The sequence below is a fragment of the Pseudoclavibacter sp. CFCC 14310 genome (genome assembly GCF_008831165.1).
Taxonomy (GTDB): Bacteria; Actinomycetota; Actinomycetes; order Actinomycetales; family Microbacteriaceae; genus Pseudoclavibacter_A.
Window position 1 is genome coordinate 14101 of record NZ_WBKC01000002.1, and the last position, 24356, is coordinate 38456.

Below are 24356 nucleotides of genomic sequence, written 5' to 3' on the forward strand. Positions count from 1 at the left end.
TCGCATGTCGACATTGGCCGGCCCCCCGGTGCTTCGACCACCGGCGGATGTTGCAGCGCTGGATGCTGACGTCGTCGCCGAGATCGCGGGTGTGCTCAGCGGTGGTGCGGCCGATGTGGATTCAGGCACACGCCGCCGGGCCGAGTACTCGTCAGATGCCTCGGTGTATCGCGTGGCTCCACGTGCGGTTGTCTTTCCTCGCACGGCCGAAGACATCGTCGCGGTCATGCGCATCGCCCGATCGCACCAGCTGCCGGTCACCATGCGCGGAGCCGGCACGTCGATCGCAGGCAACGCCATCGGCCCAGGCGTCGTGCTCGACACCTCTCGGCATTACAATCGCATCCTTTCGCTTGATCCCGAAGCCCGCACCGCCGTCGTGCAGCCCGGTGTGCTGCTCGCCGCGATTCAGAAGGCCGGCGCCCCGCATGGGCTGCGCTTCGGGCCAGATCCCTCGACATGGACGCGCTGCACCATCGGCGGCTCCATCGGCAACAACGCCTGCGGCCCCCATGCGCTCGCCTGGGGTCGCAGCGCCGACCAGGTGATCGATCTCGATGTGGTGGATGGCACCGGTCGTCGGTTCACGGCCTCGACCGGGCTCGACGAGTTTCCCGAGCTGCGTGACATCGTTCACGGCGGTCTCGCCACGATCCGTCGAGAGTTCGGCACGTTCGGCCGCCAGGTGTCAGGCTATTCGCTCGAGCATCTGCTGCCCGAGCGCAAAGAGAATCTGGCACGCATGCTCGCGGGCACGGAGGGCACGCTGTGCGTGATCCTGCAGGCCACCATTCGGCTGGTGCCGGTGCCGACCGCCCCACACCTCGTCGTCCTGGGCTACCCCGACATGTTCGAGGCGGCCGACGACGTGGTCAATCTTCTGCCGCTGAAGCCGCTGGCCATCGAGGGAATGGACTCCAGGCTGGTCGACGTGGTGCGCCAGCACAAAGGCGACGGTGCGGTGCCCGACCTGCCCAAGGGCGCCGGCTGGATGATGGTCGAGGTCGGCGGCGTCGACGAGGCCGATGCTCGCGAGCGCGCCCACCAGCTCGCCGAGGCATCCGCAAGCGATGAGGTCGCGGTCTTCCCACCAGGGCCCGATGCGACCGCGATGTGGCGCATCCGAGCAGATGGAGCAGGCCTCGGTGGTCGCACGCCGGCAGGGGAGCAGGCCTGGCCCAACTGGGAGGACGCCGCCGTGCCGCCCGCCCGCCTCGGCGAGTATCTGCGTCGATTCGACGCGCTGATGAAGGAGTACCGACTCGACGGTCTGATGTACGGCCACTTCGGCGATGGCTGCACACACATCCGCATCGACTTCCCGCTTGATCGCGACCCGCAGGTGATGCGCGACTTCATGGAGCGCGCCGCCGATCTCGTGGCGACCTACGGCGGCTCGCTCTCGGGAGAGCACGGTGATGGTCGGGCGCGATCCGAGCTGCTGCCGCGCATGTACTCCGCTGACGCGATCGATCTCTTTCGCCGGGTCAAGGGCGTGTTCGATCCCGATTCACTGCTCAACCCGGGCGTGCTGGTCGATCCTGATCCCATCGACGAGCACGTGCGACGCCCGAACGCCGGGCCGGTGCCGGCATCCGGCGGCTTCTCGTTCGAAAGCGATCACGGCGACTTCTCGACGGCGGTGCACCGCTGCATGGGCGTCGGCAAGTGCCGCGCCGACATGCGCGCCGCCGGCGGGTTCATGTGCCCTTCGTATCAGGCGAGCAAAGACGAGAAAGACTCGACGCGCGCCCGCGCTCGTGTGCTGGAAGAGATGATCCGAGGCACGCTGGTCGACGGCGGGTGGGATGCCCCCGAGGTGGCCGACGCGCTCGACCTGTGCCTCTCGTGCAAGGCCTGCTCGAGCGACTGCCCGGCCGGCATCGACATGGCTCAGTACAAGTCTGAGGTGCTGTACCACAAACACAAGGGACGGGTGCGGCCCATATCGCACTACTCGCTGGGCTGGCTGCCGCGCTGGCTGCGCCTGGTGGGCATCGCTCCGGCAGCGGTCAACGCGATCATGAAAGTGCCCGGCGTGCAGCAGGCGATCATCCGAGGCGGCGGCATGGATCGTCGTCGGCGCATGCCCGGCTTCGCCCCCCAGCAGTTCGGGCGCTGGCTCAAGCGCGACGGTCGACGACGCTCGCATGACTTCTTCACCGATGTCGACTGGGTCGCGTCGGTGGGCGGGCGAGCAGGGGCGGCGACGGGCATGCTTCCTGTGGATGCCGCAGACAGTGACGCGCGGCGGGGCGCGGTGGCGGCGCGGCGGGCTGGAGTTCGCACCCCGGTCGTACTTTGGACCGACTCGTTCAGCAACGGCATCGCGCCGGAGATTCCACGGGCGGCCGTCGCCGTGCTGGAAGACGCCGGCTATGAGGTGGTGCTGCCGCCGGACAACGCCTGCTGTGGGCTGACCTGGATCACGACCGGCCAGTTGGACGGCGCGAAGTCTCGGCTCGAGGATCTGCTGGGCAAGCTGGGACCGTTCGCGGCTCGCGGCATTCCGATCCTTGGGCTCGAACCCTCGTGTACGGCGGTGCTGCGCAGCGACCTGCTGCACCTCTTGCCGAACGATCCGCGTTCGCAGGTGGTCGCTGACCATGTGTTCACCCTCTCTGAGCTGCTCAGTGCCCCCGCCCCTCTCGGGCCCAGGCCCGACTGGCGGCTGCCCGATCTGCACGGCACCACGGCAGTGGTGCAGCCGCACTGCCACCAGTACTCGGTGATCGGGTTCGCCCCAGATCGTGCGCTGCTCAAACGTGCCGGCGTCGAGTTCACCGAGCTGGCCGGCTGCTGCGGGCTCGCCGGAAACTTCGGCATGGAGAAAGGGCACTACGAGACCTCGGTCGCCGTCGCCGAGAACGCTCTGCTGCCGGCGCTGCGCGAGGCCGACCAGAGCTGCGGCGGTGACTACGTCTACCTGGCCGACGGGTTCTCGTGTCGCACTCAGGCAGACAACCTCGCGGACAAAGACGGGCGGGCGCTCGCCCAGCTTTTGGCCGACGGACTGCACCTGAGGTACTGACAGGGGCGGGAGCATCTCTGTGGTCGCCCGCTCTGGCTTCGGGGCGCAGATGCGAACACAGCATGGGTTGACTAGGGTCGAGAGTGTCGTCGTGACGAGCTGAGCACGTTTCTCGCCTCACCCGGTCTGACGACACATTGCTGCAGGAGAGTGAGAGACCGGATGACCTCGAGACGACGACCGCTGCGCTGGGCGGCAGGGTCTGCGGCTGCGTGCACGCTGGCGACCGCTCTCGCGGTCACCCCTTCGTCGTTCGCCCCCGGGCGGGTCGACCTGCCTCTCGCCCGTGCCGACGCCGCCGGTGACACCCAGTCGCAGATCGACGCGATCAACGGGCAGCTCGATGATCTCGAGCAGCGTTCCGACGAAGCCGGTGACGCCGCGGTACGCGCACAGGGCGATGCGAGCGACGCCCAACAGGCCCTCACCACGGCCACAGAGCAGGTGGCGGCGCTGCAGGGCCAGATCGACACCGCTCGCGCCGCCGCCGACGAAGCTCGTCGAAACAGCACCTCCGCAGTGCAGCAGCTCGCGCGCGGCACCGGGATGGAGACAGACCCGGCGGGGCAGCTCGTGACCAGTCGCGATCCCTCTGCCGCGCTCTGGCGGCTGACCACACTCGGGCAGGTCTCGCAGCAGACCGATCAGCGCATGACCGAGGCAGGGCAGCGAGCCAGTGAGCTCCAGGCGCTCACCGACCAGCAGCAGCAGGTCGAATCCGAACGCGAGCGTCTCGCCCGCGAAGCCGAGAGCGACGCTCAGGCCGCGAGTGCGGCATCCGCTTCGGCTGACGCGGCTGTCAGCGCTCTGCAGACTCAACAGCAGGGGCTGCTGCAGCAGCTTGCCGACATCAAGCGCACGACTGCGGCGCAGGAGGCCGAGGAGCGACGACAGCGTGAGCTGGCGGCCTCGATCGCCGCATCGAACCAGCCGCAGGCCGCAGCCTCCGACAGTGCGCCAGCCAGCAGCAGCGCGCCGACTCAGCCGCAGACGCCAGCTGTACCGAACCGTCCTGCTCCCGCTCCCGCTCCTGCGCCGACGCCGACGCCGGCACCGGCTCCTTCGCCTGCACCGGCACCAGCTCCGGCCCCAGCGCCGAGCGGTGGCTCGTCGCCTGCTGCGGCGAAGGCGTACGCTCAGTCGCGCATCTCCCAGATGGGCTGGGGCAACGACCAGTTCGTCTGTCTGGTCAATCTCTGGCAGAAGGAGTCAGGGTGGCAGGTCAACGCTGAGAACCGCAGCAGCGGTGCCTACGGCATTCCGCAGTCTCTGCCGGGCAGCAAGATGGGCTCCGTCGGAGCTGACTGGAGAACCAACGCTCAGACGCAGATCGAATGGGGGCTGGGCTACATTCGCGGTCGCTACGGCACGCCCTGCGGCGCTTGGGGCCACTCTCAGTCGACCGGCTGGTACTGACCGCTCAGAGTGGACTCTTCCCACCACAGGGTGTACATGTGATGTATGGAAGACAACACAGTGATCACTCGAGTCGGCGAAGACGAGGCATGGCAGCTGTTCACCAGGAACACCCTCGGCCACCTCGGCTTCATCGTCAACGATGCCCCTGAGGTGCTGCCCGTGAACTACGCTGTTCGCGACCGCAGCCTCCTGCTGCGCACCGCTCCCGGCACGAAGCTCTTCGGCGTGACGGCGAACCCGAAGGTCGCCTTCCAGACAGAGCAGTACACCGAGACCGGCGGTTGGAGCGTCGTGGCCAAAGGAACCGCCGAGGTGCTGACCTCTGAGAGCGCAATCGAAGCGGCCGAACAGGCCGGGCTCAGGCCGTGGGTGCCGACCGTCAAAGAGAACGTCGTGCGCATCGTGGTCAGCGAGATCACGGGTCGTCGCTTCGTCTTCGGGCCAGAGCCGGAGGCGGAACCGGAAGGCGCGGCCTGATCGCAGGGGCGCTCCGTGACCTCTGCGGGCTCGGACTGATCGCGCTACACTGAGATACTGCACTGATCCGGCCATCACCGGGGAGCATCTGGAAGAACCGCAGGTCGCCGCGAACGACAGGCGCAGTAGACCCAGACGGGTCCGGCCCGAGACAGCCGAAGAGAAGCGGTTCGTCGGTGTCGTCGTCAGACGAGGCAGGCGAACAAGCGAGGTGGTACCGCGCACGTCTTTCGCAGAAGGGCGGCGTCCTCGTGCAGGTGAACGAGCACGAGAGTGACACGCGCAATGGTCTATCCGCTTCCCAGCCCCGGCAGCGAGCATCCCGAATCAGTCCAGCCTTCGCCGAGCTTCCCCGCAGTCGAGCAGGGCATCCTGGCCTTCTGGAAGGGCGATGACACCTTTCAGAAGTCGATCGACCAGCGACGCGACCAGCACGCCCCAGAGTGGGTCTTCTACGACGGCCCTCCGTTCGCCAACGGCCTGCCGCACTATGGGCACCTGCTGACCGGCTACGCCAAAGACGTCTTTCCCCGCTTTCACACCATGCGCGGCCAGCGCGTCGAGCGCCGCTTCGGCTGGGACACCCATGGGCTGCCCGCTGAGCTGCAGGCCGAGAAGGAACTCGGCATCACCGACAAGCGCGAGATCGAAGAGACCTTCGGCATCGCGAAGTTCAACGAGGCGACTCGCGCCAGCGTGCTGCGCTTCACCAACGAATGGCGCGAATACGTCACTCGTTCGGCCCGCTGGGTCGACTTCGACAATGACTACAAGACGCTCGACCTCACCTACATGGAGAGCGTCATCTGGGCGTTCAAGACCCTCTACGACAAGGGCCTGATCTACGACGGCTATCGTGTGCTGCCCTACAGCTGGTACGAGCAGACGCCGCTGTCGAACCAGGAGACGAAGCTCGACGACGCCTACAGGATGCGTCAGGATCCCACCGTCACGGTCACCTTCCCGCTGACGGGTGACAAAGCAGCCGCGCTCGGGCTCGAGGGTGCCAAGGCGATCGCCTGGACGACGACCCCGTGGACGCTGCCGACGAACCTCGCGCTCGCGGTCGGCCCCGAGATCGTCTATGCGGTCGTGCCTGCCGGTGAGGCCGGTGCAGGCGACGGCTCGCCTGCGGGCACACGGTTCGTGTTGTCCCGCGATCTGGTCGGCTCGCATGCGAAGGCACTGGGGTATGACTCCGCTGAGGCCGCGCAGGATGCCGTGGAGCGTACGCTGCTGGGCGCCGAACTCGAGCACGTGCGTTACGAGCGGCTGTTCGACTACTTCGCCGATGCAGAGCAGTACGGCACGCAGAACGCCTGGCAGATCCTGGTGGCTGACTACGTGTCGACCACAGACGGCACCGGCATCGTTCATCAGGCTCCAGCCTATGGCGAAGACGACCAGCTGACCTGCCAGAAGTACGACATCCCCGTCGTGCTCTCGGTCAATCAGGCGGGTGAGTTTCTGCCCAGCGTGCCCGAGGTCGCCGGAGTGAACGTGTTCGAGGCGAACAAGACGCTGATCAAGCTGGTCAAGTCGCACGGCCGTCTGCTCGAACAGGCGACCATCGAGCACTCTTACCCGCACTCCTGGCGCAGCGGCAAGCCGCTCATCTACATGGCGCTGCCTGCCTGGTTCGTGAACGTGACCAAGGTCAAAGACCGCATGATCGCGCTCAACCAGCAGATCAACTGGGTGCCCGACAACGTCAAAGACGGTCAGTTCGGCAAGTGGCTCGAGAACGCCCGCGACTGGAACATCTCTCGCAACCGCTACTGGGGTGCACCGATCCCGGTGTGGAAGAGCGACGATCCCGAGTACCCGCGCGTCGACGTCTACGGCTCGATCGAGCAGCTCGAACAGGACTTCGGCGTGAAGGTCGACAACCTGCACCGGCCCTACATCGACGAGCTGACCCGCCCGAACCCCGACGACCCGACCGGCAAGTCGACCATGCGCCGCGTGCCCGAGGTGCTCGACTGCTGGTTCGAGTCGGGCTCGATGCCCTTCGCACAGGTGCACTACCCGTTCGAGAACAAAGAGTGGTTCGACACCCACAACCCCTCTGACTTCATCGTCGAGTACATCGGGCAGACCCGCGGCTGGTTCTACAACATGCATGTGCTCGCCACCGCGCTCTTCGACCGCCCCGCGTTCACCAACGTGATCAGCCACGGCATCGTGCTCGGCAACGACGGGCAGAAGATGTCGAAGTCTCTGCGCAACTATCCGGATGTCAACGAGGTCTTCGATCGCGACGGCTCGGACGCCATGCGCTGGTTCCTGATGTCGAGCCCGGTGCTGCGTGGCGGCAACCTGATCGTCACCGAAGAGGGCATCCGCGAAGGCGTGCGCCAGGTCATCCTGCCGCTCTGGAGCACCTGGTACTTCTTCCAGATGTACGCGAACACGGCACGGCCCGCCGGTTCTTCGGCGTCCGGCTACGAGGCGAAGTGGCGAACCGACTCGACCGACGTGCTCGACCGGTACCTGCTGGCCAAGACCGGTGACCTGGTGCGCACGGTCGAGGTCGCGCTCGAAGGCCTCAACGGCGTCGACGCGACCGACGCGCTGCGGCAGTTCGCAGACGTGCTGACCAACTGGTACGTGCGACGCAGTCGCGACCGTTTCTGGGTGGGCGAAGACACCGACGCGTTCGACACGCTCTACACGGTGCTCGAGACGGTCACGCGTGTGGCCGCTCCGCTGCTGCCGCTGGTCACCGAGCGCATCTGGAAGGACCTCACCGGGGGCGAGAGCGTGCATCTGCAGGACTGGCCCGACGCCGGTGCGTTCCCGAAAGACGACGACCTGGTCGCCGCGATGGATCAAGTGCGAGACATCTCGAGCGCCGCCCTCGCGCTGCGCAAGGCTGAGCACCTGCGGGTGCGTCTGCCGCTGTCGAAGCTCACCGTGGTCGAGGCGGGCGCGGATGCGCTGGCTCCGTTCGCCGACATCCTGCGTGACGAGCTCAACGTGAAGTCGGTCGACCTCGTCGAGCTCAGCGAGCAGACCGCAGAGCGCTTCGGTGTGTCAAAGCGACTGACCGTGCATGCTCGGGTGTGCGGTCCACGCCTCGGCCGCGAGGTGCAGACCGCCATCAAGGGCTCCAAGACCGGCGACTGGAGTGCAGAGGGAGACCAAGTCGTCTCGGGCGGCATCGCCCTGCAGCCGGGGGAGTACTCGATCGATCTGGTCGCCGACGCCAGCTCAGACAGAGGCACCGATCACGCGGTCGGGCTGCTTTCCGGCGGCGGTTTCGTCCTGCTCGAGACCGCGGTGACCCCTGAGCTCGCCGCCGAAGGGCTGGCGCGTGACACGGTGCGCCAGGTGCAGCAGGCACGACGCGCAGCCGGACTCGAGATCAGCGATCGCATCCACCTCACCTTGGGCGGCGACGACGCTGTGCGTGCGGCGCTCGAGGCCAATCGTGACCTGATCGCCGCCGAGACACTCGCGACCGACCTCCATGTCGTCACTGTCGAAGCGCTCGGCGACGAGGCAGACCAGCCCGTCGGCGACGGCGAGCGGGTCGGCATCCTGATCGAGAAGGCCTGAACCTGTGACTGACGCACGCAACGCCACGACGGCTGCCCTCGCCCCGAACAGTGTCGAGCAGCTCACCGAGCAGCTCTATGGGCGGGCTCCTGAGAACCGCATCGAGCCACGGCTGGACGCGGTCGCTCGGGTGCTCGACCTGTTGGGCGACCCACAGAAGTCGTACCGGATCATCCATATCACGGGCACCAACGGCAAGTCGTCGACGGCACGCATCGCCGCCTCGATGCTGGCGTCGGCGGGCCTGCGAGTGGGAGTGTTCACCAGCCCCCATCTGGTGCGCTTCAACGAGCGCATCGTGATCGACGGATCGCCGATCACCGACGAGCGGCTGCTCGGCACGTGGGAGGACGTACAGCCCTTCGTCGAAATGGTCGACGAACAGCTGCGCGGCGAAGGCCGGGCGGCGCTGACCTTCTTCGAGGCGCTGACCGTGCTCGCCTTCGCGGCCTTCGCCGACGCACCTGTCGATGTGATCTGCCTCGAGGTGGGCGTGGGCGGGGAGTGGGACTCGACCAACACCGCCGACGGCGACGTCGCGGTGTTCGCGCCGATCGCGCTCGACCACACCAAGGTGTTGGGCAGCACGATCGCCGAGATCGCGCATACGAAGGCCGGCATCATGAAGCCGGGCGCCATCGCGGTGACCGCCGCGCAGGCACCGGAGGCGATGCGCGAGCTGCAGGCCAAAGCCGACGCTTTGGGCATCACGCTGAAGCGCGCGGGCACCGACTTTGAGGTGTCGGGCGCGCAGCCGGCTGTTGGCGGGCAGGTGATCGACGTGCGCGGCCTGGCCGGCACCTATCGCGATCTCGCGCTGCCGCTCTACGGCGAGCATCAGGCGCAGAACGCCGCGCTGGCGATCGCCGCCGTCGAGGCCTTTCTCGGCGGGGGAGACGTGCCGCTGGGCGCCGATGTCGTCGAGCCGGGCATCGCCTCGGCCAAGTCGCCCGGTCGGCTGCAGGTGGTCGGCACCGACCCGACGATCATCATCGACGCCGCGCACAACCCACACGGAGCGCGCAGCCTGGCCCGTGCGCTGGTCGAGAACTTTCACTTCGATCGCACCGTCGCCGTGATCGGCGTGTTGTCTGACAAAGACGCGAAGGGCTTTCTGCAGGCGCTCGACGGCGCCGTCGACGAGGTGGTGGTGACCGCCTCGCACTCGCCTCGGGCGATCCCCGCAGACGACCTGGCCGCACTGGCGGTCGAGGTGTTCGGCACAGAGCGGGTCAGGGTGGTCGACGATGTCGAAGAGGCCTTGGACGAGGCTCGCTACCTGGCACGCGAGGTCGAGCACTCCGGCATCATCGTCACCGGGTCGATCACGGTCATCGGCGAGGTGGCCGCGCTGACGGACGCCGACACCTCTGCGGTGGCAGCGGATGCGACGTCGGATGCCGACGTCGAGGCGGCGAAGGAAGCCCTTGAGGCGTCGGCTGCCGAAGACGACGACGCGAACGAGATGTGGCCAGACAGCACGGAGCCAGGAGACCGGTTCTGACCATCGGGCCGCAGCACGTAGAATGAAGGCGATGAAACCTCCGAACAGCGCAGACGGTGCGGCTCCGAGCAGCGGTGTGAGACTTCGTCAGAAGCTCTGCAGCGTGATGCTCGGTTTCGAGTCGTTCGTGATCATCTTCTATACCTTGGTGCTCTTCGGGCTGCGGCTGATCTCGTCGCCGCTGGTCTGGTGGCTCGGCGCCGGCTCGATGCTGCTGCTCGTGCTCGCTCTCGCCTGTATGCGTCGAGGCCCCATCGGACTCTGGCTCGGGTGGGCGGTGCAGGTCGTGCTGCTGCTCGCCGGCCTCTTCAGCGGGTTCATCTTCTTCGTGTCGCTGATCTGCCTGGCCCTGTGGATTTACATCATGGTCGCGGCAGCACGCGCAGACCGGGAAGCTGCAGCGGTGCAGCATGAACAACCGACCCAACACTGACGAAACACCCGAAAGGAATCGACAGATGACCACTGCAGAGCAGAAGCAGATCACCCCAGACCACACCCTCGTGCTGGTGAAACCGGATGGCGTCGAACGCGGACTGACCGGTGAGGTGCTCGCCCGCATCGAGCGCAAAGGCTACCGCCTGGCAGACATCCGGTGGGTGAAGCCGACCCGGGAGCTGCTCGAACGCCACTACGCCGAGCACAAGGGCAAGCCGTTCTTCGACTCTCTCGTGGACTTCATGATCAGCGGGCCGATCGTGGCCGTGATCTTCGAGGGCGACAACGTCGTTCCCGGCGTGCGCACGCTGCTCGGCGCAAGCGACCCGACCGTCGCAGCGCCCGGCACCATTCGCGGCGACTTCGGCCGTGACTGGGGCGTCTCGGTGCAGCGCAACGTCGTACACGCATCTGACTCGACGCAGTCTGCAGCGCGTGAGATCGGCATCTGGTTCGCCTGATCCTCTCCGTGCGCAGTTGACCTGCGCAGATGACAGAAGGGGCCGCGCTCTGCAGAGCGCGGCCCCTTCTGTCATCTTCAGGGCTCAGCGGTGCGCAAGGCGCCGTGAGACATGAGCAGAGCAGGTCAGCGCAGCGCCTGAGCGCCGCGCCGACGGTCAGAGCAGAAACTCGATCCAGCCGAGACGGATCTCGGCGAGCACTGCGATCAGCACGAGGTTGAGCAGGCTGACGACCCACGCCCAGTGGAAGAGCCAGACCCCGAAGCGTTTGAGCCCGCTTCCGAAGTGACCTTCACGCAGATTCCAGGCGGTGATGTACCAGAAGCCGAAGATCATGAAGAACCAGACCTCCATGCACCACGGGCACAGTGTGCCGATGACGAAGATGCTCTGGGAGTAGAGCCACGTGATGAACACATAGCCGCCGAGCATGCCGAGGTTGAACAGCTGCCAGTACCACCGTGTCATGCGTGCCCCGGCCAGAGCGCTCACCCCGACGGCGATCGGGAAGATGAAGCACATCAGGCCGAGCAGCGCGTTGGGGAACCCGAAGAGGCTGCCCTGCCAAGACTGCATGTTCGGACCGCAGGTCACCAGGATGTTCAACGAGCAGTTCGGTGTATACGCGGGGTTCTGCAACGTCTTGACATACTCAGTGGCCAGTTCGAAGGCTCCGAGCAGGCCGCCCAGGCCGATGACGACCATGGTGACGGCGAGCGGCTTGGGAAGGGCAGTGCCCGAACGGTTTGCAGACATGCCGCCATTATGGCACGCAGCGGCGAACACCGGATTCCATGCGATAATGGGCTGGGTCGCGTGAGTCGCCCTCACGCGCAGACGCGCATCACAGGCGTCGTCAAAACGACGCAGATGCTGTTCAGGGCCAGGACGCCCTGCGATAGAGCTGAATTTGGCGCATCGACCTCAGCGGTCGTGCGAACAGTTTGAGGAGCCGGCTCGGGGCGACCGGGACTGCGGCTGGATACAGGAGTGCACCAGCGATGGTGGGTAATGAAGAACATGGGAAGGGCGGTCTGTTCGGGCAGCTCTTCGGTACGAAGCGCACCCGACGGGCGAAGTCTGCCTTCGGCGACCACGAGTCAGCGGACGAGACGTCAGGCGACGCCGCGCCGCGCCACGGTGCCGAGGGTGAAGCAGTGAACGAGCACGCCGCCGCCGGTGTCGCGTCGGCCGCGTCGTCTGATGCTGATCGTGGCGATCTGGCGAACCCGGCTGAGGCTCCGGCCCCTGCAGTGGTCGAGGAATCGCTCGCAGTGGCAGAAGAGACAGCCGATGCACAGGCGCGCTCCAACGAATCGGCGACAGCGGACGAGCACTCGTCAGACCAGGCGGCCCGAGCGGCTGCTGCACCGGGCGAGACCGCGCCTGCAGAGGCAGCGCTGACGGATGCCGAGGCAGCCGCCGACGTGTCGGCTCAGGGCACCGGTGAGCTGGCTGCGACCAAGACCGAGTCTGCTGCCGAGGCGGCCGCTGAAGCGACGCCGGCGCAGGCACCTGAACCAGAGCCGGCGCCTGATCCCCTTGCTGAGATCACGCCGTTCTCGCCGTTCAGCGTTCGAGAGGCGGGGGCGACCTCAGCTCCGGCAGTGCCGGTCGCTGAGACGGTCGCCCCGATCGAGCTGACCTTCAAAGAGCCCGAGCTGCCCGAGCGCGACGATGACGAAGAGCCCGAGCTGCCCGAGCACGTCGAGAGCGTGCGTCGTCGCACCCGCAAGCGTGACGGAAGCCGTCGGTCGCGCACGAGCGACGAAGCCGCCGACGAACAGAGCCCGGAGAGCGGGCAGCGCAGTCATCGTGAGACGCCGACCAAGGTCAAGGGCTCGACACGACTCGAGGCGAAGAAGCAGCGTCGCAACGCCAGTCGCGATGCCGGGCGTCGTCGCCAGAGCGTCACCGAGGTCGAGTTCCAGGCACGCCGCGAGGCGGTCGACCGGCAGATGATCGTGCGCTCGACCGACGACCGCATCCAGATCGGCGTGCTCGAAGACGACATTCTGGTCGAGCACTATGCAGCGCACTCACGAGACCTCTCGCTGATCGGCAACGTCTATCTGGGGCGCATCCAGAACGTGCTGCCCAGCATGGAGGCCGCATTCGTCGACATCGGACGCGGCCGCAACGCCGTGCTCTACTCAGGCGAAGTCGACTGGGAGGCTGCCGAGGTCACCGACAAGCAGCGGCGCATCGAGATGGCGCTCAAAGCGGGCGACACCGTGCTGGTGCAGGTCACGAAAGACCCCGTCGGTCACAAGGGCGCCCGTCTGACCAGTCAGATCTCTCTGCCCGGTCGCTACCTGGTGTACGTGCCGGGCGGTTCGATGAGCGGCATCAGTCGCAAGCTGCCCGACAGCGAGCGTTCGCGTCTGAAGAAGACGCTGAAAGAGATTCTGCCTGAGAACGTGGGCGTCATCGTGCGCACCGCTGCTGAGGGTGCGACGAAGGAACAGCTCGAACGGGACGTCACCCGTCTGCAGCAGCAGTGGGAAGAGATCCAGCGCCTGCGCGAGACGCAGCAGGCTCCGGCGCTGTTGCACACCGAGCCGAATCTGCTCATCAAAGTCGTGCGCGACGTCTTCAACGAAGACATCACGAAGATGGTCATCAGCGGCAAAGACGCAGAAGAGACCATTGAGAAGTACCTGCACACGATCGCGCCGGATCTGGTCGATCGCGTCGAGCACTACAGCGGCGACAAAGACATCTTCGACGCCTACCGCATCAACGAGCAGCTGGCGAAGGCGAGCGAGCGCAAGGTCTTCCTGCCGTCGGGCGGCTCGCTGGTGATCGACCGCACCGAGGCCATGACGGTCATCGATGTGAACACCGGCAAGTTCGTCGGCTCCGGAGGCAACCTCGAAGAGACGGTCACGAAGAACAACCTCGAGGCCGCCGAAGAGATCGTGCGACAGCTGCGTCTGCGCGACCTGGGCGGCATCGTGGTGGTCGACTTCATCGACATGGTGCTCGAGTCGAACCGCGATCTGGTTCTGCAGCGTCTGATCGAATGCCTTGGTCGCGATCGCACCAAGCATCAGGTGGCCGAAGTGACCTCGCTGGGTCTGATCCAGATGACCCGCAAGAAGATCGGCATCGGGCTGGCCGAGACGTTCACGCAGCTCGGCGAGAGCTCCGACTCCGGTCAAAGCACGCACAGTTCTCAGAGCGGGAAATCCGGTTCGGCTCGCAAACCTCGCAGCAAGAAGACCCAGGCTGTCAAGCCGGTGAAGAACACCCTGAACGCGAACGTCAAGAACGCCGTCGCCCAGGTCGCCGCCAGCACGATCGCGCAGATCGCCTCTGCTCCGACCGCCGAGGCGTCTGCACCTCTGGCGGCTGCGGGCGATGTGGCAGCGCATGCGCCTGTGCACGAGCATCGTTCTGGCGAGCCAGTCGCCCGTACTTCGCACGCAGAGTCGGGCCTCAGCGCAGCGGAGGGTGCCGCAGCCGCGCCCGCATCCGATCGAATTCGGCCTGCTGCGACGGCACACGAACCCGCAGAGCGTCAAGAGCCCGTCGAGCCGCACCTGCAGGCGAAGTCATTGCAGTCGGCGGAGTCGAGCGAGCATCCGCAGCGACGTTCGGAACCCGCGTCGGCTCGCCGGTCGCGTCGTGCATCGGCTCCGGCAGGGCCGGCGCGCACCGACATCGACCTCGACCTGGATCTGCCGAAGCCGAAGACCCAACCTGCCGCCGAGGCCTCACCGAAACAGCCGGTCGACCGCGACGCCCTGCTGGCAGACGTGCTCGCGCACCTGCCAGAAGGCGCCCGCACGCCGAACGCAGCCAAAGAGACTCGAGGCCAGAGTTTTCGGCAGCGCCCGGGCGGTGAGCGTCAGGACTGAGACACGCGGTCGCGGGTGTTTGACCTGCACACACACAACTGAGTATTATTGAGTGTTGGCTCGGGCTGGTTCTGCCGGCGAGTGAACACAGACTTCAAGACAAAGGATGACACGTGGTTTATGCAATCGTGCGCGCCGGCGGGCGTCAGGAGAAGGTCGAGGTCGGCACTGTCGTGACGGTCGACCGTGTTCAGGCAGATGAGCAGGGCGCTGTGGAGCTTCCCGCTCTGCTGCTGGTCGACGGTGACAAGGTCACCTCGAAGACCGAAGATCTCGCCAAGGTCAAGGTGACCGCCGAGGTGGTCGAAGACCTGCGCGGCCCCAAGATCAACATTCAGCACTTCAAGAACAAGACCGGTTACCGTCGGCGCCTCGGGCACCGCTCTGAGCTGACCAAGCTCAAGATCACCGGCATCAAGTAACAGCGAAAGGCGTCCTCTCATGGCACATAAGAAGGGTGCGAGCTCAACTCGCAACGGTCGCGACTCAAACGCTCAGCGTCTCGGCGTGAAGCGCTTCGGTGGGCAGGAGGTCAACGCCGGCGAGATCATCATTCGTCAGCGTGGCACCCACTTCCACCCCGGCGCCAACGTGGGCCGCGGCAAAGACGACACGCTCTTCGCGCTCGAGACCGGATCAGTCCAGTTCAGCAGCAAGGGCCGTCGCCGCGTGGTGAGCATTCTCACCGCTGCGGAGTGACATTCCGTTTTTCAGCATGATCGAGGCGGGCTCGCATAGCGAGCTCGCCTCTTTCGCACCTTAAGGAGCACATCACATGGCACTCAGCTTCGTCGACGACGTCGTGCTGCACGTCACAGCAGGTGACGGCGGCGACGGCTGTGCGTCAATTCGCCGCGAAAAGTTCAAACCGCTCGCCGGCCCCGACGGCGGCAACGGGGGTGACGGCGGCAACGTCATCGTCGAATCAGACCCGCAGATCACCACACTGTTGGCCTACCACCGTCGACCGCATCAGCGGGCCGAGAGCGGCGGCTTCGGCATGGGCGACTACCGCGACGGCTATGCCGGACAGGATCTGATCCTGCCCGTTCCGGTCGGCACGGTCGTGCGCGACGCGGATGGCGAGATGCTCATCGACCTCGATCAGCCGGGCATGCGCTACACGGTGGCGCAGGGCGGCATCGGCGGTCTCGGCAACAACTCGCTCGCCTCGACGAAACGCAAGGCTCCCGGCTTCGCACTGCTCGGCACACCGGGCTGGAGCGGCGATGTGCGGCTCGAGCTCAAGACCATGGCCGATGTGGCTCTCGTCGGATACCCCTCAGCAGGCAAGTCGAGCCTGATCGCAGCCATGAGCGCGGCCAAGCCGAAGATCGCCGACTATCCGTTCACGACGCTCGCTCCGAATCTGGGCGTCGTCGAGGCCGGAGATGTGCGGTTCACCGTGGCAGACGTGCCCGGGCTCATCGAAGGGGCCAGCGAAGGCAAGGGGCTGGGCCTCGACTTTCTGCGCCATGTGGAGCGGTGCGAGGCATTGGTGCATGTGCTCGACTGCGCCACGATCGAGCCGAATCGAGATCCGATCAGCGACCTCGAAACGATTCTGGCCGAACTCGCGAAGTATCCGGTCGCCGAGGGCAAAACGCCGCTCATCGAGCGACCGCAGCTTGTCGCGCTCAACAAAGTCGACGTACCTGAGGCCGAGGAACTCGCCGAGTTCGTCACAGATGATCTTGAGCAGCGGGGATTCCGCGTGTTCCAGGTCTCGGCGGCCACACGCCGCGGGCTGCGCGAGCTCACCTTCGCGATGGCCGGACTGGTCGACGAGGGTCGGGCCGCACAGCGTGCCGAGGCAGAAGCCGAGGCTGAGCAGCCGGAGCGCATCGTGATTCGCCCGCGATCACGTCGTCGTGAGGCTGAATTCACCATTTCTCGTGAGACCGGCCCGGACGGCGAGTACTTCCGTATTCTCGGTGAGAAGCCGGAACGCTGGATCGCCCAGACGATGTTCGACAATGATGAGGCGGTGGGCTACCTCGCCGACCGGCTGAACCGGTTGGGCATCGAGCAGGAGCTGTTCCGTGCCGGTGCGCGCGCCGGATCGGCCGTGGTCATCGGGCCGGGCAGCAACGAGCGAATCTTCGACTGGGAGCCGTCGATCACCTCCGGCGCCGAGATCGCTGCGCCGCGTGGCGAGGATCTTCGCCTGAGCGATCACTCGCGCCCGACCCGTGCCGAGAAGCGCGTCGAGTACTACGAGCGCATGGATGCCAAGGCCGCTGCCCGAGCCGAACTGCAGGCCGAACGCGAAGCCGGCCTGTGGACGGAGGATCGAGAGCGGACGAGGGCGACCAGTGCATCCGCCGCAGGCTCGACAAACACGACGGATGCCGCAGGCTCGGCCGCTGAGGACACCTCGGACGAAGAAGGAGAGCAGCGGTGAGCAGCGTCATCTCGCAGGCTGGGATTCCCGGCGCCGGGCGCATCGTCGTCAAAGTCGGCTCGTCGTCGATCACCGGTGAGAACGAGCACCAGCTCGGCCATCTGGTGTCGGCGCTGGCGCAGCTGCACGAGGGGGGCGTCGAGGTCGTCCTGGTGTCGTCCGGAGCGATCGCCACCGGGCTGCCGCTGCTGAACCTGAACGGTCGACCTGCCGACCTGGCGACTTCACAGGCAGCGGCTGCCGTGGGTCAGGCACGACTCATGTACCGCTACGAGTCAGTGTTCGACGCCTTCAGCGTGACGACCGCACAGGTGCTGCTCACCGCGAGCGACATCGACGACCGCAGACATCGCCGTCAGGCGCAGCAGACCATCGATCGACTGCTCGATCTGCGTGTGCTGCCCATCATCAATGAGAACGACACCGTCGCGACGCATGAGATTCGCTTCGGAGACAACGATCGGCTGGCGGCGCTCACCGCGGTGCTGGTTCGGGCCGATGCGCTGGTGCTGCTCTCGGACGTCGATGCGCTCTACGACCGCCCGCCGCAGCGCGAGGGCTCGAAGCCCCTGCACTTCGTCGCGCACGACGACGATCTCGAACACATCGAGGTCTCGCCGGTGACGGTCAACGGCGTCGGCACCGGGGGAGCGGTCACGAAGATCGCCTCGGCTCGGGTCGCGACCGAAGCGGGCATCCCGGTGCTGCTCACCTCGACCGAGCACGTTTCGAACGCGCTTTCGGGGCAGTCGATCGGCACATGGTTCGAGGCGCGCCCGGTGCTCGGTCACGAGCTCACCGACACCGGAGCACTGCAGACCATCGAGTCGGTCACCCACGAGCACTGAATGGCGCGTATGTGCTGAGTGTCTGAGGATCTGGACACCTCGCACACATGACGCTCACAGAATTCGCTCAGTATGCTCGAAGCAGTTCTTCGCGAGAACGCCCGGACGACGTATCGTCGGCACTCGCGCGAAGATCCCGGGTTCAGGCCCGGGTGAGAGAGATCGGAGAGCCTGTGAACGAGTCAGCTGCCAGAAGTGAGAAGCACGATGTGACGGTGCTCGTCGTCGACGACGAACCGAACCTGCTTGAGCTCGTCGCTTCAGCCGTGCGCTATGAGGGCCTGAACGTGATGACCTCGCTCAACGGCCGAGGAGCGGTCGATGCTGCCCGCACCACCCGACCCGACGTGGTGATCCTCGATGTGATGCTGCCTGACCTCAGCGGGTTCGAGGTGCTGCGCAAGCTGCACGAGATCGACGAGAGCATCCCGGTGATCTTTCTCACCGCTCGTGACGCGGTCGAAGATCGCATCGCCGGCATCACCGTGGGCGCCGACGACTATCTGACCAAGCCGTTCAACATCGAAGAGCTCATGGCGCGCGTGCGCGGGCTGCTGCGACGCTCGCGGCACTGGGTCGAAGAGGAGCACGACCCCACTGTCGTCGTCGGCGATCTCATGCTGAACGAAGACTCATACGAAGTGACCCGCGGCGGCGACGAGATCAAGCTCACAGCGACCGAGTTCGAACTGCTGCGCTTCTTGATGCGCAATGCCAAGAAGGTCATGTCCAAAACGCAGATACTCGATCACGTCTGGCACTATGACTTCGGCGGAGAGGTCAATGTCGTCGAGCTGTACATCTCGTATCTGCGCAAGAAGATCGACCACGGGCGCGAGCCGATGATCCACACCGTTCGAGGCGTCGGATACGTGCTGAAGCCTGCGGTATGACCGATCGCGAGGGCCCGCGCACCTCGCACCAGCGTGCTGCGAGGCCCGGCGCCTACCGTCGCAAGAGGCGAGGCCTGCTGCGGCACTGGCGGCTGCTGCCGCTGAGCAAGACACTGCCGATCATGCTCGCTGCGCTGCTGTTCTCGAGCGTGGCCCTGATCGCGACCGTCACCACGTCTGCGCTGAACACCTCGCTGTACGGGCAGCTCAACACCGAGCTGAGTCTCGCGACCGAGCGTGCCCGCGCCACTGATGTGGCGAAAGGGGATGCCGTAGTGCGGCCCGATGACCCGGTTCCGCCAGGCCTCGACGTGCGCACGCAGCGGGCGCACACCATCATCGTCGACCTGCGGCAGGGATCTCTCAGAGCCGGCTACATCGACGACGGCGAGACCCCGACCTTCCACCAGCTCGACTCCGATCAGGTCGCGATGCTGCTGAAGGTGCCGGTCGACGGCGGTTTCTACGACGTGCCGCTGCCCGATCTCGGCACCTACCGTGCCGTCGCGATCAACGACCGAACCGGTGCTCGACAGGTCGTCGCCATCTCACAGGAGGCCGTCGCCAATACGATCACGCAGTACATGGTCGTGCAGATGGTCGTGATCGCGCTGGCCGGCATCGGCGCGCTGCTGCTCGGCTGGATGCTCATGCGCCGCGCACTGCATCCGCTCGAGGTCGTCGCACGAACCGCACAGAGCGTTGCCGGGCGCGAACTCGCCACCGGAGACGCGGCGCTGACCGAGCGCATTCCCGAGATCTTCGTCGACGACGTGACCGAGGTGGGTCGCGTGGCGGGCAGTTTCAACCGCATGCTCACACACATCGACGACGCCTTCCGCGTGCGACGGGCCAGCGAGACGAAGCTGCGCCGTTTCGTCGCAGACGCCAGCCATGAGCTGCGCACGCCGCTCGCATCGATTCGCGGCTACACGCAGCTCGTGCTGCGCGATGCCGACACGCTGCCGCCCCATGCGGCCGAGCAGCTGGGTCGCGTGCGCAGCGAGTCCGAGCGCATGTCTGACCTGGTCGAAGACCTGCTGCTGCTCGCCCGTCTGGACAACGAGCCGGTGATCGAGCGTGAAGAGGTCGACCTGCGAGGGCTGCTGATCGACGCCGTGGCAGACGCGCACGCCGCGGGCCCGAACCACCACTGGCAGCTCGACCTCGACGCCAGCCAGCCGCTCGAGGTGCTGGGAGACGAGAACAGCCTGCGTCAGGTGCTGGTCAACCTGCTCGCGAACTCCCGCACACACACGCCGGCCGGCACGAACGTGGTGCTCGGCGCTGCGATCGTCGGCGACGACGTGCGCATCCAAGTGCGCGACGACGGCCAGGGCATTCCGGAACAGATGGTCGACACGATCTTCGACCGCTTCGTCAAAGCTGACGACTCCCGCACCCCGGGGCAGGGGTCGACCGGGCTCGGACTCTCGATCGTGCAGGCGCTGGTTCATGCACACGGCGGCAGCGTCTCGGTCGCGTCGACTCCGCAGCGCTTCGATGACGACGGCAGGCCATTGGAGGGCGACCACGGAACGACATTCACCGTGCTGCTGCCGAGACTGCAGCATCCACAGCAGGACGACGAGACCGGTGCCCAGAACGACGCGGACGATCCGAACGCGAATCGCGCCTGATCGTGTCGGCGCCGTGTCATAGACTGTGAGGCATGTCAGCAGATCACTCACGCGACGATCGTTCACCGCTCACCGGCGAGGCGGCTCTTGCCGCTCTGCGGCCGCGTCTGCAGGCAGCGAAGCAGGCCGGGCGCTCGCTCGCCACACGCACCTCGGGCGTCAAAGATGCAGCGCTTGAGGCGATCGCCCAGGCGCTCGTCGACAACGAGTCGCGCATTCTCGAGGCCAACGCGCGCGATCTCGATCGTGCGGTCGAGACGGGGCTGTCGTTGCCCATGCACGACCGACTGCGCCTCGATCATGACCGCATTGCAGCGCTCGCCGACGCCGTGCGCGTCGTGGTGGGGCTGACCGACCCGATCGGCACGCTCGTGCGCGGTCATCGGCTGCCGAACGGTGTGCGCATCGAACAGGTTCGTGTGCCTTTCGGCGTGCTGGGCGTGATCTACGAGGCACGTCCGAACGTCACGGTCGACATCGCCGCCCTCGCGATCAAGAGCGGCAACGCCGTGGCGCTGCGCGGCGGCTCGGCTGCGTATGACACCAATGACGTGCTGGTGCAGGTGCTGCGTGAGGCGATCGCCTCGGTCGGGCTGCCGGCGGATGCCGTGGTGAGCGTCGACGACCACGGTCGCGCGGGCGCTGACGCACTGATGCATGCGCGTGGGCTGATCGACGTACTGATTCCGCGCGGCGGCAAGGCGCTGATCCAGCGGGTGGTGCAGACGTCGACCGTGCCGGTGATCGAGACCGGTGACGGCAACGTGCACGTCTATCTCGATGCGAGTGCCGATCTGCAGCATGCGGTCGACATCGTGGTGAACGCGAAGACCCAACGCGTGAGTGTGTGCAACGCCGCCGAGACGGTACTCGTGCATCGTGACGCGGCCGAACGAGTGCTTCCCGCCGTGCTGACCGCACTGCACGACAGAGACGTGACGATTCACGGAGACGAGGCCGTTCAGGCGATCGACTCCTCGGTCGTTCCCGCGACCGAAGCCGATTGGCAGACGGAGTACCTCGCACTCGAGCTGGCGGTGCACGTCGTCGATTCGATCGACGAGGCGATCGAGCACATCAATCACTTCTCGACGCACCACACCGAGTCGATCATCACCGAAGACTATGCGAACGCCGAGCGCTTTCTCGCCGAGGTGGACTCGGCTGTGGTCATGGTCAACACCTCGACCCGTTTCACCGACGGCGGCCAGTTCGGGTTCGGCGCCGAGGTCGGCATCTCGACACAGAAGCTGCATGCGCGCGGGCCGATGGGCCTGCCCGAGCTCACCACCACGAAGTGGATGGTGCGCGGCGAGGGCCAGATCAGACACTGACCGCTGACTGGCGCGGGGCGGGCACGCTGGCGCGTGTGTACTGAAGTGGTCGCGTGATCCTCTATCATGGGGTGAGTAGTCAGAAGATGAGGACACAATGCTTGCAACTGCCGTGAACGTACTTGCCGCTGAATCAGTGGAGCACTCGATGCCGATGCCTCCGTGGGGCTTCGCACTGGTCGCCGCTGTGGTCTTCATCCTGCTCGGGCTCATCGTGTTCAGCTACCGTGACGTCAACAACCGGCATCACGATGAGGTCGTTCCGCCGCTTCCCGAGCTGGCCGCCGGTTCAGAGGCGCACCAGGGGCACTGAGCTCCGCCAGTCGCGTGCACACACAGACCACCCCGCATCGGCGTCGACGTATCGGCGTCATGGGCGGTACCTTCGATCCGATTCACCACGGCCACTTAGTGGCTGCCAGCGAGGTGGCGAACGCGTTCGACCTCGACGAAGTGGTGTTCGTACCCACCGGCCAGCCGTGGATGAAAGCTGATCGCCGGGTCACCGGTGCCGACCAGCGTTACCTGATGACGGTGATCGCCACAGCATCCAACCCCAGGTTCACCGTGAGCCGAGTCGACATCGATCGAGCGGGCCCCACCTATACGATTGACACCCTTCGCGACCTGCATCGTCTGCGCCCCGAGGCCGAGCTCTTCTTCATTTCTGGGGCCGATGCCATCGCCCAGATTTTGACGTGGAAAGACAGCGAAGAGCTCTGGAAGCTCGCGCATTTCGTCGCGGTCAGCAGGCCCGGGCATCCGCTCTCACTTTCGAGCCTGCCGCATGACGACGTAAGCTTGTTAGAGATACCTGCGCTTGCGATATCGTCGACAGACTGTCGACGGCGTGCGCGCCGTGGTCAGCCCGTGTGGTACTTGGTGCCAGACGGCGTTGTCCAGTACATCAGTAAATACGGACTGTATCGGGATGAGGACTAAGTGGCCGAAGAACATCAGCTGACGCGGCGAGAGCTGCGTGCACGAGAGCGCGCGGCTCAGCTGGCTGCCTCCGAGGCCGCAGCGGCAAAGACTCCGAGCGACGCATCGAAGACTTCCGGCGATGCAAAGAAGAAGCAGACAGCAGCCGGTTCAGGGCAGGGTGCTGCCTCGAAGGCGCAGCAGTCGGCACAGAGCACTGCTGCCGACGGGCAGTCGAAACGAGCGCATCATCGGCACGGCGCCCCGGCAGCGGCGGCACAGTCGACTCCTGCTCAGCGCCCGGCATCGGCTCAGCGTCCGGCACCTGTTCAGCGTCCGGCAGTGGCGAAGAAGTCGGCTCCGCAGCCTGCTCCTGCCACATCGGCAGGTCCGGCCTTCGTGAAGTCGGCGGCGCCCGCTCAGGCGAAGCCCACCCCGAAGCCGGCTGAGAAGCCGGCGGCAGAACGGCCTGCTGCAAAACCGGTTGGCGGCCCCTCGTCGACGCCGGGCAGCTCGCAGGTGACGCCTGCAGCGAAACCGGCCGCGGCGTCCCCGACGCCGTCGACGCCGGAACCTCGTCGCCGGCGGCCGCTGCTGGCCGATGCACCGGTGGCCTCATCGAAGCCTCGCGCAGCGGCTCCGACCCCGTCGGTGACGAAGTCCGCAGCTCAGCCGAGCCAACCGGCGAAGGCTGAGAGCACTCCGGTGATCATCACGCCGGCGACGTCTGACAGCGACGTCGACGCCAGGATCGCCCCCAACAAGCCGACCATCACGACCGGGCCAGCAACGGCCAGCGTGCTTGTGCTGCCGAGCACACCCGAGCAGAACAGCCTCGCGCTGCCGCTCGACTCGACCGGTGATGTGCTGATCACGACCGGTTCGATCACACTGCCGCAGCTGACCACCGACACCGGTGTCATCCCGGCGGCGTACGAGAAAGATCGCGGCGACCCGCTGGCCGACACCAGCGACTCGGTGCCGGTGACTGACGAGACTCGGCCGGTGTCTGCCGTCGAGACGGTGCGTCGCTACGAGACCGACCGCATTCTTCCCGAGAACTCACAGCACGATCGCATGAACAAGCTGTCGATCGGTCTGCTGATCGGTGCCGGCGTGCTGCTCATCGCCGCCACCGTGTTCGTGCTGCTGCGGATCTTCGGCGCATGACGGCCACCGCAGAGGCGAAACGCCTGGCACAGATCGCCGCTCAGGCCGCGCTCGACTTGAACGGGCACGACATCGTCGCGCTCGACGTCTCGGGCACGAATCCGTTCGCAGACATCTTCGTGGTCGTCACCGGATCGAGCGACCGTAACGTGGTCGCCATCGCCGACGCTGTGCAGGATGCCATGGTCGAGAACGGCGTGAAGATGCGAGGCCGCGAGGGGCGCGAGCTGGGGGAGTGGGTGCTGCAGAACTTCGGCGATGTGGTCGTGCACACCTTCCAGGAAGAGTCGCGCGACTTCTATGCCCTGGAACGCATCTGGAACACGGCGCCGGTGGTCGAGCTTGACCTGCACGATGGTGTGGAGAGCACCTCTGCGCGCTGAATCGGGTGC

20 protein-coding genes are annotated in these 24356 nt (G+C 66.1%); 19 read left to right on the forward strand and 1 reads right to left on the reverse strand.

Annotated elements, in window-relative coordinates; all coding sequences use genetic code 11:
• Positions 1 to 4 precede the first annotated feature (4 nt).
• The 7 genes from F8O06_RS03860 (at position 5) to ndk (ending at position 10891) form a co-directional block, all read left to right on the forward strand.
• Positions 5 to 3031, forward strand: coding sequence for an FAD-binding and (Fe-S)-binding domain-containing protein (locus tag F8O06_RS03860; protein ID WP_158037625.1), 3027 nt, complete (start codon positions 5 to 7; stop codon positions 3029 to 3031).
• 162 nt (positions 3032 to 3193) lie between these two features.
• Positions 3194 to 4447 (forward strand): transglycosylase, encoded by a 1254-nt coding sequence (locus tag F8O06_RS12150; protein ID WP_192496831.1) that lies wholly within the window; start codon positions 3194 to 3196, stop codon positions 4445 to 4447.
• Positions 4448 to 4492: 45 nt separating this feature from the next.
• On the forward strand, positions 4493 to 4927 hold the full coding sequence (locus tag F8O06_RS03870) for a pyridoxamine 5'-phosphate oxidase family protein (protein ID WP_158037626.1): 435 nt from the start codon (positions 4493 to 4495) through the stop codon (positions 4925 to 4927).
• 285 nt (positions 4928 to 5212) lie between these two features.
• Positions 5213 to 8488, forward strand: a complete 3276-nt coding sequence (gene ileS / locus F8O06_RS03875; RefSeq protein ID WP_158038188.1) for an isoleucine--tRNA ligase — start codon at positions 5213 to 5215, stop codon at positions 8486 to 8488.
• Positions 8489 to 8492: 4 nt separating this feature from the next.
• Positions 8493 to 9992 carry a bifunctional folylpolyglutamate synthase/dihydrofolate synthase gene (locus F8O06_RS03880; RefSeq protein ID WP_225733381.1) on the forward strand — a complete coding sequence of 500 codons (1500 nt, stop codon included), beginning with the start codon at positions 8493 to 8495 and terminating at the stop codon, positions 9990 to 9992.
• Positions 9993 to 10023: 31 nt separating this feature from the next.
• Complete coding sequence (locus tag F8O06_RS03885; protein WP_192496832.1) at positions 10024 to 10425, forward strand: DUF4233 domain-containing protein; 402 nt, start codon at positions 10024 to 10026, stop codon at positions 10423 to 10425.
• 25 nt (positions 10426 to 10450) lie between these two features.
• Positions 10451 to 10891, forward strand: coding sequence for a nucleoside-diphosphate kinase (ndk, locus tag F8O06_RS03890; protein WP_225732830.1), 441 nt, complete (start codon positions 10451 to 10453; stop codon positions 10889 to 10891).
• A 156-nt stretch (positions 10892 to 11047) separates the two neighbouring features.
• Here ndk and F8O06_RS03895 read toward each other — a convergent pair whose 3' ends face one another.
• Positions 11048 to 11647: a vitamin K epoxide reductase family protein gene (locus F8O06_RS03895; protein WP_158037628.1), complete on the reverse strand. Its 600-nt coding sequence runs from the start codon at positions 11645 to 11647 to the stop codon at positions 11048 to 11050.
• A 245-nt stretch (positions 11648 to 11892) separates the two neighbouring features.
• On the opposite strand from F8O06_RS03895, the gene F8O06_RS03900 reads away from it, so the two are divergent.
• The 12 genes from F8O06_RS03900 (at position 11893) to rsfS (ending at position 24347) form a co-directional block, all read left to right on the forward strand.
• The gene (locus F8O06_RS03900; RefSeq protein WP_158037629.1) at positions 11893 to 14754 is read left to right on the forward strand and encodes an Rne/Rng family ribonuclease; all 2862 of its coding nucleotides are present in this window, start codon (positions 11893 to 11895) and stop codon (positions 14752 to 14754) included.
• A 113-nt stretch (positions 14755 to 14867) separates the two neighbouring features.
• Complete coding sequence (rplU, locus tag F8O06_RS03905; RefSeq protein ID WP_158031102.1) at positions 14868 to 15176, forward strand: 50S ribosomal protein L21; 309 nt, start codon at positions 14868 to 14870, stop codon at positions 15174 to 15176.
• A 19-nt stretch (positions 15177 to 15195) separates the two neighbouring features.
• Entirely contained in the window at positions 15196 to 15453 is a 258-nt protein-coding gene (rpmA, locus tag F8O06_RS03910; RefSeq protein WP_158031103.1) for a 50S ribosomal protein L27, read from the forward strand.
• A gap of 76 nt (positions 15454 to 15529) precedes the next feature.
• A complete protein-coding gene (gene obgE / locus F8O06_RS03915; protein ID WP_158037630.1) occupies positions 15530 to 17158 on the forward strand; it encodes a GTPase ObgE in 1629 nt (542 codons plus the stop codon).
• Positions 17155 to 18006: a glutamate 5-kinase gene (gene proB, locus F8O06_RS03920; RefSeq protein ID WP_158037631.1), complete on the forward strand. Its 852-nt coding sequence runs from the start codon at positions 17155 to 17157 to the stop codon at positions 18004 to 18006. The genes obgE and proB overlap by 4 nt, the downstream gene beginning before the upstream one ends.
• Before the next feature lie 173 nt (positions 18007 to 18179).
• Complete coding sequence (locus tag F8O06_RS03925) at positions 18180 to 18899, forward strand: response regulator transcription factor (protein WP_225733382.1); 720 nt, start codon at positions 18180 to 18182, stop codon at positions 18897 to 18899.
• Positions 18896 to 20539 carry a sensor histidine kinase gene (locus tag F8O06_RS03930; protein WP_158037633.1) on the forward strand — a complete coding sequence of 548 codons (1644 nt, stop codon included), beginning with the start codon at positions 18896 to 18898 and terminating at the stop codon, positions 20537 to 20539. The genes F8O06_RS03925 and F8O06_RS03930 overlap by 4 nt, the downstream gene beginning before the upstream one ends.
• Positions 20540 to 20571: 32 nt before the next feature.
• A complete protein-coding gene (locus F8O06_RS03935) occupies positions 20572 to 21873 on the forward strand; it encodes a glutamate-5-semialdehyde dehydrogenase (RefSeq protein WP_158037634.1) in 1302 nt (433 codons plus the stop codon).
• Positions 21874 to 21970: 97 nt separating this feature from the next.
• The gene (locus F8O06_RS03940; RefSeq protein ID WP_158037635.1) at positions 21971 to 22186 is read left to right on the forward strand and encodes a hypothetical protein; all 216 of its coding nucleotides are present in this window, start codon (positions 21971 to 21973) and stop codon (positions 22184 to 22186) included.
• 14 nt (positions 22187 to 22200) lie between these two features.
• Positions 22201 to 22815, forward strand: a complete 615-nt coding sequence (gene nadD, locus F8O06_RS03945; RefSeq protein ID WP_225733383.1) for a nicotinate-nucleotide adenylyltransferase — start codon at positions 22201 to 22203, stop codon at positions 22813 to 22815.
• The gene (locus F8O06_RS03950; RefSeq protein ID WP_158037637.1) at positions 22816 to 23964 is read left to right on the forward strand and encodes a hypothetical protein; all 1149 of its coding nucleotides are present in this window, start codon (positions 22816 to 22818) and stop codon (positions 23962 to 23964) included.
• Positions 23961 to 24347, forward strand: a complete 387-nt coding sequence (gene rsfS, locus F8O06_RS03955; RefSeq protein WP_158037638.1) for a ribosome silencing factor — start codon at positions 23961 to 23963, stop codon at positions 24345 to 24347. The genes F8O06_RS03950 and rsfS overlap by 4 nt, the downstream gene beginning before the upstream one ends.
• The last annotated feature ends 9 nt before the right edge of the window (positions 24348 to 24356 follow it).